At 69.3% G+C, this 14818-nt stretch carries 12 protein-coding genes; 3 read left to right on the top strand and 9 right to left on the bottom strand.

The window, feature by feature from the left end; all coding sequences use genetic code 11:
• Positions 1 to 6 precede the first annotated feature (6 nt).
• From ACIPRI_RS21935 to ACIPRI_RS21925, 3 genes are all read left to right on the top strand, one after another.
• A complete protein-coding gene (locus tag ACIPRI_RS21935; protein WP_446623604.1) occupies positions 7 to 873 on the top strand; it encodes a DUF6502 family protein in 867 nt (288 codons plus the stop codon).
• Positions 870 to 2207 carry a DUF5666 domain-containing protein gene (locus ACIPRI_RS21930; protein WP_446623603.1) on the top strand — a complete coding sequence of 446 codons (1338 nt, stop codon included), beginning with the start codon at positions 870 to 872 and terminating at the stop codon, positions 2205 to 2207. The genes ACIPRI_RS21935 and ACIPRI_RS21930 overlap by 4 nt, the downstream gene beginning before the upstream one ends.
• 178 nt (positions 2208 to 2385) lie before the next feature.
• Entirely contained in the window at positions 2386 to 3801 is a 1416-nt protein-coding gene (locus ACIPRI_RS21925; protein WP_446623602.1) for a serine hydrolase domain-containing protein, read from the top strand.
• A gap of 17 nt (positions 3802 to 3818) precedes the next feature.
• On the opposite strand, the gene ACIPRI_RS21920 is transcribed toward ACIPRI_RS21925, so the two are convergent.
• The 9 genes from ACIPRI_RS21920 to ACIPRI_RS21880 form a co-directional block, all read right to left on the bottom strand.
• Positions 3819 to 4598 (bottom strand): heme ABC transporter ATP-binding protein, encoded by a 780-nt coding sequence (locus tag ACIPRI_RS21920; RefSeq protein ID WP_446623601.1) that lies wholly within the window; start codon positions 4596 to 4598, stop codon positions 3819 to 3821.
• An 82-nt stretch (positions 4599 to 4680) separates the two neighbouring features.
• On the bottom strand, positions 4681 to 5718 hold the full coding sequence (locus ACIPRI_RS21915; protein ID WP_446623600.1) for a FecCD family ABC transporter permease: 1038 nt from the start codon (positions 5716 to 5718) through the stop codon (positions 4681 to 4683).
• A 23-nt stretch (positions 5719 to 5741) separates the two neighbouring features.
• A complete protein-coding gene (locus ACIPRI_RS21910; protein WP_446623698.1) occupies positions 5742 to 6608 on the bottom strand; it encodes a heme/hemin ABC transporter substrate-binding protein in 867 nt (288 codons plus the stop codon).
• 14 nt (positions 6609 to 6622) lie between these two features.
• Positions 6623 to 7012 (bottom strand): VOC family protein, encoded by a 390-nt coding sequence (locus ACIPRI_RS21905; protein WP_446623599.1) that lies wholly within the window; start codon positions 7010 to 7012, stop codon positions 6623 to 6625.
• Positions 7009 to 8061: a hemin-degrading factor gene (locus tag ACIPRI_RS21900; protein WP_446623598.1), complete on the bottom strand. Its 1053-nt coding sequence runs from the start codon at positions 8059 to 8061 to the stop codon at positions 7009 to 7011. The genes ACIPRI_RS21905 and ACIPRI_RS21900 overlap by 4 nt, the downstream gene beginning before the upstream one ends.
• A gap of 43 nt (positions 8062 to 8104) precedes the next feature.
• Complete coding sequence (locus tag ACIPRI_RS21895) at positions 8105 to 10324, bottom strand: TonB-dependent hemoglobin/transferrin/lactoferrin family receptor (protein ID WP_446623597.1); 2220 nt, start codon at positions 10322 to 10324, stop codon at positions 8105 to 8107.
• 257 nt (positions 10325 to 10581) lie between these two features.
• Positions 10582 to 11523: a helix-turn-helix transcriptional regulator gene (locus ACIPRI_RS21890; RefSeq protein WP_446623596.1), complete on the bottom strand. Its 942-nt coding sequence runs from the start codon at positions 11521 to 11523 to the stop codon at positions 10582 to 10584.
• 11 nt (positions 11524 to 11534) lie between these two features.
• Positions 11535 to 13625, bottom strand: coding sequence for a molybdopterin cofactor-binding domain-containing protein (locus ACIPRI_RS21885; protein WP_446623595.1), 2091 nt, complete (start codon positions 13623 to 13625; stop codon positions 11535 to 11537).
• A complete protein-coding gene (locus ACIPRI_RS21880) occupies positions 13622 to 14095 on the bottom strand; it encodes a (2Fe-2S)-binding protein (RefSeq protein ID WP_446623594.1) in 474 nt (157 codons plus the stop codon). The genes ACIPRI_RS21885 and ACIPRI_RS21880 overlap by 4 nt, the downstream gene beginning before the upstream one ends.
• Between the last annotated feature and the right edge of the window lie 723 nt (positions 14096 to 14818).

The raw sequence follows: 14818 nt of genomic DNA, 5'->3' as shown, positions 1-14818 counted from the left end.
GGCGGCTTGCCCACGCGCGAAGCAAGCGGCGCGCTTCCGGGCGAGCAGGCTTCATGGACGCTCGCGGCCTGCGCGCGCGTCATGCGGCCCGTGGTCAGGTTGGCGCTGGCGTTGGGCGTCAAGCACCCGCAACTCCAGCGCCTGCTGCGCGACTTGCTGCTGGACGAAGCGCAGAGCGTGTGGTTTGCCGACAAGGGAACGGCGCCAAGCATCAGCCAGCTGTCGGTGACCACGGGCCTGAACCGCAAGGTCATCACAAGCAGCGTGCGCGAAACACGGGCGCCCGTGCTCGATCGCGAGATGTCGGCAGCGGCCAAGGTGCTGACGCTGTGGCTTCAGATGTCCACCAACGATCCGGCGCTGCAGAACCTGGCCATCGCTGGCGATGCCCCGTCCTTCGAGAACATTGCGCGGCTTGCCAGCCGCGGCAACGTGCATCACCGCGCCATCCTCGACGAGCTGGTGCGGCTGAACATGGCGAGCGAGGAAGACGGGCGTGCGCAACTCAATGCCACCGCCTTCGTCCCTTCAAGCGATCTGAAGGGCATGCTCGGATTTCTCGGCGACAACACTGGCGACCACCTGCTCGCGGCCGTGGCCAACACGCTGGGTGCGCAGCCTGCCCTGCTTGAGCGTTCGGTGTTCGTCAGCGGGATTTCCGCGGCCGATTGCGAACGCATCCATCAACTCGCGCGCGAGCGGTGGGGCGGCCTTCACCACGAACTGACACAGGAAATGAGACGCGCCTTCGACGCGGAGAAATCTGACACGGCGGGCCGCATCCGCGTCGGCATTTACGCATACTATGCGGTAGCCGCGCCTCGCATAGCGCCGGTGGCTGCGCCCTCCAAGCGCGTCAGGAGAAAAACATGACGATGACCTTGCTGCGTCACGGCCTCCTTGCGGTCGGCTTCGGCTTGCTGCTGTCGTGCGGGGGCGGAGGCAGCAGCGGGAGCGCAAGCTTGAGCGTGGGCGGGGGCCAGGGGAGCGTCGCCGTCCAGTCGGGGAACGGCGCCAACGCCGGACTGCTGGCCGGCGATGCAAGCCCGGGCGGGGATAGCGGCGGCCCCTCGGGTGGCGGCGCAGGGGGTGCAGGCGGTGGCACCACGACAGCCTCCGGCGGCGACGAGGGCTCCGGCGTGGGCTCGGGCGGCACCGGCGTCAGCACCGCCGACGCCACGGGCGTCGGCGCCGTGGACGGCGCCGGCAGCATCATCGTCAACGGCTTGCGCTACGCGACCCGCGGCGTGAACGTGAACGTCGAGGACGCCCCGGCGCTTCAGCTGGGCATGAGCGCCAAGGTCACCGGCCCCGTCAACGCGGACTTCACGCTCGGCGTTGCGCATCAGATCGAATCCGCCGCGGAGATTCGCGGCCCCGTTTCCTCGGTCGACCTGGCGCAGGGCCGCCTTGCCATCCTGGGGACCACCGTCACCACCGACGAATCCACCGTGTGGGCCGATTCGGCCGGGCTTGCAGCGCTTGCGCCCGGCATGACGCTGCAGGTTTGGGGCCTGCCCGCCGGGCCGGGCGTGCTGCTGGCCACACGGGTCGAACAGCGCGGCCCCTCGACGCCGATCCTCAGCGGCACGGTGCAGGGCCTCGACATCGGGCGCCGCACCTTCATGCTCGGCGGCATGCTGATCGACTACAGCCTGGCAAGCATGGCGGGCCCGCTGGTCAACGGTGCCCTGGTGCGCGTCCGGGCAGACGTCATGCTGCCTAATCGCCTGCCGGCAAAGCTGGTGCAAGGGTGGTATCCGACGCCAACGGCCGATGCGGCGCTGCTGCAACTGGCAGGCGTCGTCACGGACTTCACCGGCATCGCGTCGTTCCGCGTGCTCGGCGTGCAGGTCGATGCCTCGGCCGCCGACCTGGCCCCCGTGCTTGCCTCCGCCCTCGGCAACGGCGTTCAGGTGGAAGTCGCCGGCGTCATGGCCAACGGGGTTCTCAAGGCGACCAAGCTCAGGCTGCGGCACGTGCCAGGAACCGGCGGACCTGCATCGTTCAGCCTGCATGGGCTGGTGAGCAATTTCGACTCGGCCTCGAACTTCCGGGTCCGCGGCCAGCCCGTGGATGCGAGCGGGGCGGGTGTCGTGTTCGTCAATGGAAGCGCATCCGCGCTCGGCAACGGCGTGGGCATCACCGTTGAGGGCGCGCGGGTCGTCAATGGCGTGCTGATCGCCACGCGCGTGCGCTTCGACTGACACCAGGCGCGGGCCTTCTGCGCCTCGATTGCGGCATGATCGCCGCTCCCATTCGAGGAGCAGTCATCTCATGTCGAGCTTTGTGCGCGTTTCTTTTCGTGGCATCACGACGGCGGTCCTCGTCGCAGTCCTCGCCTCTTGCGGAGGCGGCGGCGGGAGCAGCGGCGCGGCAGCACCCGTGGCCGAACTGCCTGCGCGCGAGGCGCTCATTGCCCGCGCCAAGGCCCTGGAGCTCGACACGCCCTACGTGCCGCCACCCGGCAACGTGCTGGAGCACCACACATCCGGCTACGCCAAGACGATGTGCTCGGCCGTCTTCATCACCGGGCTGGACCCGGAGACCGCCGCGGAAAGCGTGGGCTACTTCACCGGGCCCTACGAGCAGCGCAGGAAGGTCGGCAAGCCTGTGATCGACCGCGACCGGAAAGAGGTTCGCATCACGATCCCCAACGGCCCGACGCTGACGGCGCGCCATTTTGGATCGCAGGGCTGCGTCACGCTGCCACCCAACCAGGACGACGTGTCGTTCACGCCGGTCGCTGTCAAGAGCGCGCTTCCTCCCGCCGCCGGCCTGGCCTGGCCGATGGGCGACGTGCTCTCTACCGACCCGATTTCCGGTGTCGACATGCTCAAGGTGGCGCAGGCCATCGACGCGGCATTTGCCGCGCCGGACGCCTACACGACGGCCTTCGTCGTGACGCACAAGGGCCGGCTCATCGGCGAGCGCTACATGAGCGGCATCACGGCGACGACACCGCTCGAGTCGTGGTCCATGGGCAAGAGCGTGGTCGGGACGCTGATGGGCGTGCTGATCCGGCAAGGCGCGTATCAGCTCGACCAGGCCGCCCCGATCCCCGAGTGGCAGGCGCGCGGCGACGGGCGGCAAAGCATCCGCATCTCCGACATCCTTCGCATGTCGAGCGGGCTTCGCATCAAGGCGCCGGACGACCCGGACTTCGACCCCAGCGGCAGCTACCCCGATCACACCTATCTCTACACCGGCCGCATCAACTCGTTCAACTACGCGGCGACGCGGCCGCAGCAATGGCCGTCGAACATGGTGGGCCGCTATCGCAACACCGACCCGGTGCTGGCGAGCTACCTGGTCCGCCTGGCCGTCGAGAAGCGCGGTGAAGACTACCTGTCTTTTCCGCAGCGCCATCTGTTCGACAAGATCGGCATTCGAACGATGACGATGGAGACGGACCCCTTCGGCAACTTTCTGACGCAGGGCTACGAGTTCATGTCGGCACGCGACTGGGCGCGCCTGGGCAACCTGTATCTGCAGGATGGCGTGTGGAACGGCGAGCGCATCCTGCCCGAGGGCTTCGTCAACTTCGTGCGCACGCCGGCGGCGGCCTGGGTGGCGGACAAGCGGCCGATCTACGGCGGATTCTTCTGGCTCAACGGAACGGGCGCGCTGCCGGTGCCGACCTCCGCGTACTACATGCTGGGCGCGGGCGGCCAGTACGTGGTCATCATTCCCTCGCATGACCTGGTGGTGGTGCGCATGGGCTTCGACAAGGGGGCGCCGAAGTCGAGCCCTGGGCCTGCACTTTCGGTGCTGATGCAGGCGGTACAGGCGTCTCGCTGAGCGGCGAGGGGCAGGCCCTACACCCCGAACAGATACTGCGGCGCGCCATCCTGCCCCGCCACCAGTTCGCAGGGCGTGCGCCAGACCTCGCGCACCAGCGCCGGCTGCAACACCTGGGCACTCGGCCCCTGCACCACGGCGCGGCCCTGGCCCAGCACGATCACCTCGTCGGCATAGCGCAGCGCCAGGTTCAGGTCGTGCAGCACCGCCACCACGCCCACGCCCTGCGCGGCCCAGTCGCGCACCAGGCGCATGGACGCATGCTGGTGCGCGACATCCAGGGCGGCGGTGGGCTCGTCCAGCAGCAGCCAGCGATGCGCGCCGTCGGGCCGCGGCGACCACAGCTGGGCCAGGGCGCGCGCCAGATGCACGCGCGCCTTCTCGCCGCCCGACAGGGTGTTGAGGATGCGCGGGGCCAGCGCGGCCACGTCGGTCAGCGCCATCGCGGCACCGATGATCTGGTCTTCGTTGGCAGCGGGCGCCAGCCGGTGCGGCAGGCGGCCCAGGGTCACGATCTCCTGTGCATTGAAGTCGAAGGCGACGCTGCTTTCCTGCGGCATCACGGCGCGGCGCAGCGCCAGCGCCGCCGGCTTGTGATGCTCGATCGGCTGCTCGTCCAGCAGCACGCGGCCCGTGGTCGGGCGCCGCTGGCCGCTGAGCAGCGATAGAAAGGTCGACTTGCCGGCGCCGTTGGGGCCGAGGATGGCCGTCACGCGGCCCGGTGTCAGGCACGCCGTGACGCCCGCCAGCAAGGACTTGCCGCCGACTTGGAAGCTCGCGTCAATGCATGAAATCATACGGGCCCCCACGCTTGCCACTTCGTGTGCTGCGCTGCCCCCCGAGGGGGTGCGAGCTTGCTTGGAGCGGTCCGGCGCGCGCTCATATCCGGTTCCGGTAGTGCCGCAGCATCAGGAGAAACATCGGCACGCCGATGAAGGCCGTGAGCACGCCCAGCGGCAGTTCGGCTGGGGCCATGACGGTGCGTGCCACCGTGTCGGCGGCCAGCACCAGCGCGGCGCCGAGGAGGCCGGAGGCGGGCAGCACGATGCGGTGGTCGGGCCCGGCGATCATGCGCACCCAGTGCGGCGCGATCAGGCCGACGAAGCCGATGATGCCGGTGGTGGCCGTGACGGCGCCCACGGCGAAGGCCGTCACCAGGATGGCGCGGCGCTTGACCCGCTCGACGTCGACACCCAGCAGCGCCGCCTGCGATTCGCCCAGCGCGATCGCGTTGAGCGGCGCCGCCAGGGTGAGGGATGCGGCGCAGGCCAGCAGCACGATCACGCCAACCAGGATCACGGCGCTCCAGCGCGCGCCGCCCAGGCTGCCGAGCAGCCAGAACTGCAGGCTGCGCAGCTGCTCGTCGGTGGCCATCACGCTCAGCAGGCCGAGCCCGGCGCCGGCCAGCGCATTGATGGCGATGCCGGCCAGCAGCATCAACGCCATGCGCGTGCCGCCGTCGCTGCGCGACAGCGCGTAGATCAGCAAGGTCACGATAAAGCCGCCGCCAAAGGCCATGCTGACCAGGGTCCAGCTGCCCAGGGTGCGCGGCAGCACCGGCCACAGCCAGGCGCCCAGCACGATGGTGACGCCCGCAGCCAGCGCGGCGCCGCTGCTGATGCCGATCAGGCCCGGGTCGGCCAGCGGGTTGCGAAACAAGCCCTGCATCAGCGCGCCGGCCATGCCCAGGCCGCAGCCGGCCGCGATGCCCAGTACCAGGCGCGGCAGCCGGATGTTCATGAACACCAGGTGCTGCGGCGTCGGCTCGACCACGCCGCGCCAGGCATCGACCAGCACCTCCCACAGCTGGGCGGTGCTGATGGCGTAGGCGCCGGACGATGCGCCGAGCGCGAAGGCCAGCAGCAGCAGGCCGCAACCGGCCGCCATCACGGTGCGCGGTGGAAGGCGCTTGCTCATCGCCGCAGACGTTGCCGAAGCGCTCATGTGGCCTGCAATTGCTGGTGCAGCTGGCCGACGGCCGCCGGCAGCCGCGGGCCGAAGCCGAGCAGCAGCAGGGCGTCCATGGTGACGAGCGAGCGCTTGGCGTAGGCGGGGGTCAGCGCCAGTTCCGGACGCTGCCAGAAGCGCTCGACGCCGCCGTGCGCCTCGATGCTCTGGTTGCTGCTAAGGATCACGTCCGGTGCGGCGCTGGCCATGGCCTCGGCCGTCATCGGCCGGTAGCCCTGGAAGCCGGAGAGGCAATTGACGCCGCCGGCAAAGCCGATCACCGAATGGGCGGCGGTCTTCTCGCCGGACACCTGCGGGCTGGCGCTATGCGAGAGCACGAACAGCACGCGCGGCTTGCGCTTGCCGCTGCCCGCTGCTGTGGCCACGCGCGCCTGCGTCTCGGCCCATTGCGCATCGAGTTGGCGCTGCAGCTCGCCGGCCTGTGCCACCCGGTCGGCGGCGCGGCCGACCGCTTGCACCTTCTGCTGTACTTCGCCCCAGCTGTGGTCGGCATTGATCAGCGCCAGCTTGACGCCGGCGCTGCGCAACTGGTCGAGCACCACCGGCGGGCCCGATTCGGTGGTGGCGATCACCGCATCGGGCTTGAGCGAGAGCAGGCCTTCGGCCGACAGCTGGCGCATGTAGCCCACCTTGGCCGTCTTCTGCGCTGCCGGCGGATAGAGGCTGGTGGTGTCGGTGCCCACCAGCTGGCCTTCCGCGCCCAGCGCATAGACCACCTCGGTGACGGCGCCGCTGATGGTGATGAGGCGCGGCATCGCCTTGCTCTGGGCAAGCGAGGGCAGGGCCAGCGCACCGGCCGCCGCAGCCAGTCCCCGCAGGGCATCGCGGCGCTCGATCATGAAGGGCCGCGCGCTCAAGGCTGCTCTCCCTTCTTCGGAATGTTCTGCCCGATGCGCCAGCACACGCCGCACGGGTCGACCAGCGCAAAGTCGATCATGGCCCAGGGCTGCTCGACCGGCGAGGTCACGCGCACGCCGTAGCGCGCGGCGATGCCGCTGTCCTGCACGTGCAGCCACCAGGCCTGCACGTCTTCGACCAGCAGGTGCATCTGCAGGTTCTCGGCAAAGGCCTTCTCGTAGTAGTCCTGCAGCAGGAAGGCGCAATTGCCATGGTGGAAGTAGGCGATGCCGCCGCCGTCGGAGGCCATGGTGAAGCCCAGGTCCTTGTAGAAGCGCTTGGAGAGTTCGAAGTCCTGGCTCGGGACGAAGGCCTTGATCTCGACGCTCTTGAGATTGCCCGTCATGCGTGTGCCTCCTGCGTTGGCAGCTTCTTCACGATGCCGCGCCAGGCCTCCAGCTCCGGCTTGCCGGGCTTGCGGGCGCCAAAGAACATGGCCATCAGCTCGCCTTGCTGGTCGAAGGCCTCGACCGAGGTGACCACGCCGTCGCTGGTGGGCTTCTCGACCACCCATACGGCATCGATCAGGTCTTCGCGCAGGTGCAGGTTGAAGCCCGGATCCAGCACGTTGAGCCATTGCATGCCATGCACGTCCATCGGCTCGATGCGCTGCACCGGGCCGGTGTGGATCTGGATGCAGCCGGGGCTGCCGACGAAGACCATGATGGGCGTGCCGTCGAAGGCCGCCTCGTGCAGCAGGTCGCGCACCGCAGACTTGCTGGCGCGCCGGGTGAAGGCGCCTTCGGTCAGCCGAAAGCTCTGCTGGCGCTCCACGTCGAACTTCTTCAAGAGGCCGAAGAACTCGTGCGTGTCCTTCATCTGGCCCCAAGCGCCCGAGAGGGCTGTGGCGTCGATCGCGCCGTCGGGCCGCGGCGGCGTCTTGGCGATGGGCGGCTCGAAGGCCACCGGCTGGCCAACGTGGTCTGCATGGGCGCCGATCAGCGCTTGCAGCGCATCGCGGTCGGTGGCTTCGCGCGCAAACACCTTGTGCACCGCCAGGCCATGCCTGTCGAAGAACTGCAGGCTGAGACTCGCGCCTTCCGTGACCGCAAAGCCGGCATGCCAGTGATTGAAGAAGAGGCGCAGGTCGATCTCCTCGCCCAGCGCCAGCGCCACGTGGCCGCTGCCCGACAGCTTCTGGTAGACGCCGGTCTTCTCGTGCACGGTGGATTCGTTGCGCGTCAGGGCCAGCACCGGCCCGCAGGCTTCCAGGCCTTGCAGAAGGCCGAGCCAGGGGCCGCGCAGCGGCGTCGCCTGCATGGCAGGGCCGGCCGCGCCGGCATGCGCCGCGATGGCCTGGCCCTCGCTGATGCCGATGGCCTTGGCGGCGTCCTTGTGGCGCTTGCCGGCGGCGCGCAGTTCGGCGAAACGTTCCTGAATTTCGTGGGTGTTCATGGCAGTGAATGCTCCTTGTCGATGGCTTGATGGGCGATGGCGCTCAGAAGTCCGCCACCAGGGTCGCGTTGAACGTGCGGCCAGGTTGCGTGTAGGCGTCCAGCACCGGTGAGTTGGCGGCCAGGCCGCGCACGTCCGGCCAGCGCCAGTATTTCTTGTCGGTGATGTTGATCACCGCCATGGACAGGCGCAGATCCTTGCGGATGCGCCACTGCGCGCTCAGGTCCAGCGTGGTGGCGGCCGGCGGCAGGAACTGCTGGCCGGTGGTGAGCTCCGTCGGGTCCACGTCGTCGCGCTTCTTGGCGGCGTAGTGCACCACGTCCATGCGCGCGCTCCAGCCGCTGGCGCTGTACTTCAGGCCGATGCTGCCCTTGTCGGGGTCGACCGAGTTGAGCGGCCGGTCGTTGCTGCGGTCGGTGCCTTGCGTGTGGCCGTAGGCAAAGGGCACCGAGAAGCCGCGGCCGCTGTCGGTGAAGTCGAATTCGCCCTTGAACTCGTAGCCGCTGATGCGCGCCTTGCCGATGTTGACCGACTGGAAGATCAGCGGATCGACGCGCGGAATGCCGCGCCCGCCCACCAGCCGGTCGTTCTCGATCAGGTCCTTGTAGTCGCCGGTGAAGGCGGCCACATCGAAGTTCAGGATGCCGGTGCGCCCGCGCAGGCCCAGCTCGAAGTTCTGGCTCTTCTCGGGTTTCAGGTTCGGGTTGGGAATGGTCTTGTAGCCGGCCTGCACGTTCTCGAAGAAGTTGTTGACCTGGAAGGCGTTGGGCGCCTTGAAGCCGGTGGCGTAGTTTCCATACACACTGACGGCCGGCGTGGCGCGGAACAGCGCGCCCAGCTTGGGCGACACGGCCGAGCCCGACAGCGAGGCCGCCGGTGCGTTGAAGCCGGTCTGGTCGGCGTCGATGTCGAACCGGTCGACGCGCACGCCCGGGGTGATGCTCCAGCGCTCGTGGATCAGTTCGTCCTGGATGTAGAAGGCCGAGCTGGTTTCGCGTGTGTCGGGGAAGCGCTTGAGCGGAAAGGTCTCGCCAGCCGGCGGCGTGAGGCCGGTCTGCAGATTGCTCACGTCGGTGCGGGTGAAGTCCACGCCGTAGGTGATGTTGTGCGCCCAGTCCTGGCCGGTGCGCACCAGCTTGCCGGCCTGCAGTACCAGTTGCCAGGTGTCTTCGTCGTAGGTGACGTCGCGCACGCGGTCGGCCGCGGTGTAGCGGTCTTCGAAAGCGTATTCGCGCGAGCCCGCCTTCTGGTAGCTGGCGACGGCCTGCAGGGTGTCGGCCAGCGCGCTGTCCACGCGCACGCGGCCGTCGTAGGTGAGGCGGTCGCGCTTGAGCTTGGTCTCGGACTCCAGGTTGATCACCGAGGTCGATGTGAGCGGCGGCTTGGAGCGGCCGCTGAGCATGTCGTAGTCGGACTTCTTGTCCACGTGCTCGTAGGTGAAGCCGTGCGTCTGCCCGGCTGTGGGCGTGAGGATCACCTTGGCGAGCAGCGCCCGGTTGGTGTCGCGCTCTGGATTGGGCGTGGTGCGGTCGACGTTGGCCGAATCGTTGGTGCCCATGTTCTCCAGCGCGTGGGTCTTGCTGCCGCTGGCCGAGATCAGCCACTGCACCGTGTCCGATGCCTTGCCCGCCAGCGAGACGCCGCTGTGCCAGCCGTTGTCGTCGCCGCTGTAGCCCAGGCTCGCGCTGCCGCCGAAGCTGGCGCCGTCCTGCAGGAAGGACGAGGGGCTGCGCGTGATCATGTTCACCAGGCCGGCCATGCCGTCCGAGCCGTACAGGGCCGAGGCCGGGCCCTTGAGGATCTCGATGCGCTCGATGAGGTTGATGTCGAAGTAGTCGCGGCCGAAGGCGTTGGCGGAAAAGACGTAGCTGCGCGGCGTGCGCACGCCGTCGGTGAGCAGCAGCACGCGGTTGCCGTCCAGGCCACGGATGTTGAAGCCTGCATTGGCGTCGCGGCCGGTGTTGCCGGTGGCCAGGCCGAAGCGCGCCGGCGCCCGCTTGACCGACACGTTGGGCAGGTCGCGCACCGCGTCGCGGATGTCGTTGATCTGCTGCTCTTCGATGTCCTTGCGGTCCAGCACCTCGATGCTGGCCGGCACGTCGTCCTTCTTCTGCTCGGAGCGCGAGCCGCTCACCACCACTTCGTTGAGGGCGACCTGGGTGCGCTCCTGCGCGATGGCGCCAGTGGTGAAGACGCTGCTGCCGATGAGCCAGGGAAGAAGTCGAAGCCGGAGGTCCGGCGCGCGCAAGGGAGGAGGAGCCACGTGTCAATCCAGGTAACAGTTGTTCAAACTGCTAGCTGGATCTGCCCATGGGGGCGGCTATCTGGCTGGCATGGTCATTCGGGCAAGGCCGAAGCGCTCAAGTATATGAGAACTGTTCGCATTTACAACCATGACGGTTCTGTTGTGCGGCATGCACGGCCTGCCTTGCCATCAATGTCTGAGACAGGTCATCAAAGATCTGTCGACCCGCTGCGGCACGCGCATCCGCACGTGCCCGACGCGCACCACGCGCACCGTCACTGAATGCTGGCCGCCGTCCGGTAGCGCGCCGGCGGCAGGCCGGCGCGCCGCGTGAATTCGCGGGTGAAGTGCGCCTGGTCGGCATAGCCGCAGAGAAACCCGATCTCGGCGAGCGTCGGCCCCCCGCGCGCCAACCAGGCCGCGGCTTGGCGCACACGCACCTCACCCAGCAAGTCGCTGAAGCTGATCCCGGCCGTCGTCAGCCGGCGCTGCAGCGTGCGCAGCGGCAGGTCCAGCGCCGCGGCGGCATCCCCCACGCGCGGTGCGGCGGGCGGGGCCCGGGCCAGCCAGCGAGCCAGTTCGGCCGCGGGCTCGGGCCAGGGCAGCGGGCCGTCGAGCGGCGGCATGGCCGAGTGGCTGTTCGCGTTCGCCGCGTGGGCATCGGCCTCGGGTGATTCGGCCCTGGGCGACCACTGCAGTTGCCAGCTTTGCGTCGGCGCCGTCACCCAGGCTTCCGTGGCCCCGTCGCCATGCACCACTTTGCCGGTGACTTTCACCCGCAAGCCACGGGTTCCGATCGCCCGCAGCGCGCCGATCCACACCCCGAGCACCGCCACGCTCTCGGCCGCCATCGGCGGCTGGGCATCACGCGACGTGTGCTCGAGCAGCAGCGAGCGGGCGCCGCGTCGTCGAGGCAGCACGCGGTGGCTGGCATGCACGTAGCGCTCCAGGCGCTGCCAGCGGGCGAGGAAGTCGTCCGGATCGCGCGCGCCAATCAGGGCCCGGTGCAAAGGCTCGCCTTCGATGTGCTGCACCTGCTGCGCCAGCCTCAGCAACAGCGTCAGGCCGCCGGCGCGCACGATGCACGACACCACCTGCTGCTTGTGCTGCAGCGGCACGCGTGCGGCATCGGGCAGCGGCAGCGGTGGGGCCAGGCCTGCCTCGGCCATCGCCCGCAGCAGAAGGCGCAGCATGCTCGCACTGGCGAAGTCGTCCATCCGCGGAAGTATCAGGCCGCTGCCAGCACCTCGGGCTGCAGCGGCAGCCGGGTCGGCCGCCGGCCCGTGGCGTCGAACACGGCATTGGCGATCGCGGCTGCGCCGGCCGTCATCGCGCTCTCGCCGGCACCCGTGGGCTCGGCATCGGAATCCATCAGCCGCACCGACATGCGCGGAATCTGATCGATGCGCGGAATCGGCGATTCGGCAAAACCCGAGGCCGCCACGCCGGAGGGCCGCAGCGGCAAGGCCTCGACCAGCACCATCCCGAGGCACCACACCAGGCAGCCTTCGACCTGCGCCCGCACGCCCTCGGGGTCGATGACCACACCGCAATCGTGCGCGCACCACAGCGCCGTCACGCGCACCTGCCCTGCGGGCGAGACCTCGACATCGGCCACCGCTGCCACCCGGCTGCCGGCCTTGTACACGCCACAGGCCAGGCCGCGGCCGCGTCGTGCGCCACCGGTTCCGCTGCCGGATCGCGACGGCTCCCAGTGCGCGTCGGAAGCCACGGCACGCAGAACCTGCTGCAGGCGCAGGTCTTCGGTCATCGCCAGCCGGAACGCCAACGCATCACTGCCGGCCGCCCGCGCACAGGCGTCGACCGCCGTCTCCACCACCAGCGCGTTCGGCCCGGCACCCAGGCCGCGCCAGGGCCCGCCGTGCACCGGCAGCCGCAAGGCATCGAACTCGATACGCTGGCGGGGCACCGCATAGGGCAGCGCCGCGCCGCGAGCCACGCCCTGGTCGCCGACGAAATCGGCCGCCCGCTGCATCCAGGCCGGCATCGCTGCCGGCGTGAACAGGATGTGGCTGCTGGTGAAGGCATGCCACCAGTCGGTGATGCGCCCGTCTGCGACCCGTGCGCGTACGCGATGACTGGATGGCGGCCGATGAAAGCCTTGGGCGAACTCCTGCGCGCGTGTCCACATCAGCTTCACCGGGCGCCGCACGGCCCGCGCCAGCACGGCGGCCTCCAGTTCCACGAGCACCAGCGTGCGTGCGCCGAACCCGCCACCGATGCGGCAGGCCTGCACCACGACACGTTCAACCGCCAGGTCCAGCCGGCGCGCCAGCACGTCGCGCACATAGAAGAGGTCCTGCGTGCCGGTGTGGACGTGCAGCCGCTCGTCGCCCGCCGCGTCGGTCTCGACATGGGCCAGCGCGGCACGCGGCTCGATCGCCGCGTGGGCGGCGAACGGCACGTCGATGCGTAGGTCCACGGTCCAGGGATCCTGCGCTTCCAGCGCATCGCGCCGCAGGCGGTGGCGCAGGTCGCCACGCGCCAGGTGGCGGTCGACGTCGAGCGTGGCGTCGATCTGCGAAGGCTCGAATCCACCCTCGACCTGCCAACGCACCGCCAGTGCCTGTTCGATGCGATCGAGCGCCCCCGGTGTCTGCGCTACCAGCCCCAGGCCCAGGCTGTTGGCGTGGCGCAGACGCGTGTCGGCGAGCACGGCCACGAAGCCATGCAGCCGGCGCGCCGCCGCTTCGTTCCAACTCTCGGGCCGCGACACGAGCTCGGTCGACACCGGCGCGCGCAGCACTCGGCCGTAGACCATGCCGGGCAGGCGCATGTCGGCCGTGTACAGCGGCGCACCGGTGACGATGGCACGCAGGTCGGTGCGTTCCCCTTCCGCAGCCGAGGCCACGCCGACGCGCAGGCTGCGCAACTGTTCGCGTGGCCACGGAGCCGCCTCGATCTGTCCTTCGTTGCGACCGGCCGCGAGCGCTTCACGCAAGCTCGCACAGGCCTGCGCCAGCGGCAGCGCGAAGTCCTTCAGCGAGTCGCTGCCCACCGTGGCCTTCACGCGGCCGATGTCGCGGCTGGACGGCGAACGCAGCGTGATGCGATCGGCCGCCACGCCCAGCTCGACCGCCGCGATGCGGCGCAGCGCCGGCCCGACGTGCTGGCCCATCTCGGCGCAGGGCACGAAGAGTTCGAAGCGGCCCTCGCGATGGCGCAACCAGCCGAGCGCGTCGCCGGGCTCGGGCATCGGGCGTTTGGGAATCACTGGGATCGCGGCACAGCCGGCCGCGAGCGCGCCGAAGCTCACGGTCAGTCCGGCGGTGGCCCCCAGGAAGCCACGCCGCCTCACGAACGGCCTCCGGGGTCCATGGCCGCCGCCGCACGCTCGACGGCACGCCGCACGCGCTGCTGCGTGCCGCAGCGGCACAGGTGGCCCGCCAGTGCCGCATCAATGGCCGCGGCGTCGGGCACGAGCTGGCGGCGCAGCAGCGCCACGGTGGCCATGATCTGCCCGGACTGGCAGTAGCCGCACTGCGGTACCGCCTCGTCCACCCATGCCTGCTGCACCGGGTGCAGCGCGCCCGCGGGGGCCAGACCTTCGATGGTGGTGATGCTGCGCCCTTCGGCGCCGCGCGCCGGCAGCAGACAGGCGCGCTGCGGCTCGCCGTCGATCAGCACGGTGCAGGCACCACATTGGCCCTGGCCGCAGCCGTACTTGCAGCCCACCAGAGCGAGCGCCTCGCGCAGCACCCACAGCAGGCTCTCGTCATGCCAGGTGGCGGCCACATCGCACCGTTGGTTGTTGACAAGCAGCTGCATCGCTTGCTCCTTTCGTCGTTGAGACTGGGCGCGATGCTCGCGCAGCGCGGCGGCGGCGTCTTGAACGAATGCGCCAGGGACCGGCGATGCCAATGCGGGTGACGCGCAGCGTCGCGCCCTCGCAGCGCGGTTCGGATGACTACTTGCCCATGGACCGACGCCTGGATGCCGGCATGCCGACGATCACGCACGAGCGGAGGCGTGCTCAAGGAGCGAGTGGTTCGAGATCTGCCTTCAAGGAAGGTCGGCTGTACGACCGATTTGACGCAGAGTGGAAAGAGATCGCAATGGAGTTCGTGAACGGGAGCAAGAAGTGACGACGCGCAAAATTACCCTGGAGCGAAGGACAAGACACTGTCCGAGCACACGCGCAGAAGCAAAGGAAGTCGCTCGTGCCCAGCTGAGTTCCTCCAAGGTTGTCGCACTTGCCACCCCACGAAAATCAACAGCGTACGCGCGACGTTTTCAAAGTTGCACCCTTCGCTTCTTCACAGTTCCGCGGGCGCACAGGTGCAGGGAGGATCCAACGGCCGCTTTCGGGCGCCTTTGCCGTCCGCTGTAGGCCGGTTAGCCCTGAGCTCGCCCAGCGGTGACGGGCTACAGTCGGCCAGAACCCGTCATTCGCCGCCGCTCTCCAGTTCGCCGCCCAGCGGACATTCGTGCCGCGCTCGCAACAGCGTGATTGCGGGGACGGGATCCGTCGCCGGGGGTGCTGGACGGACA

The sequence above is a fragment of the Variovorax sp. LARHSF232 genome, assembly GCF_052871435.1.
This window is presented reverse-complemented; position numbering and strand designations above follow the sequence as displayed.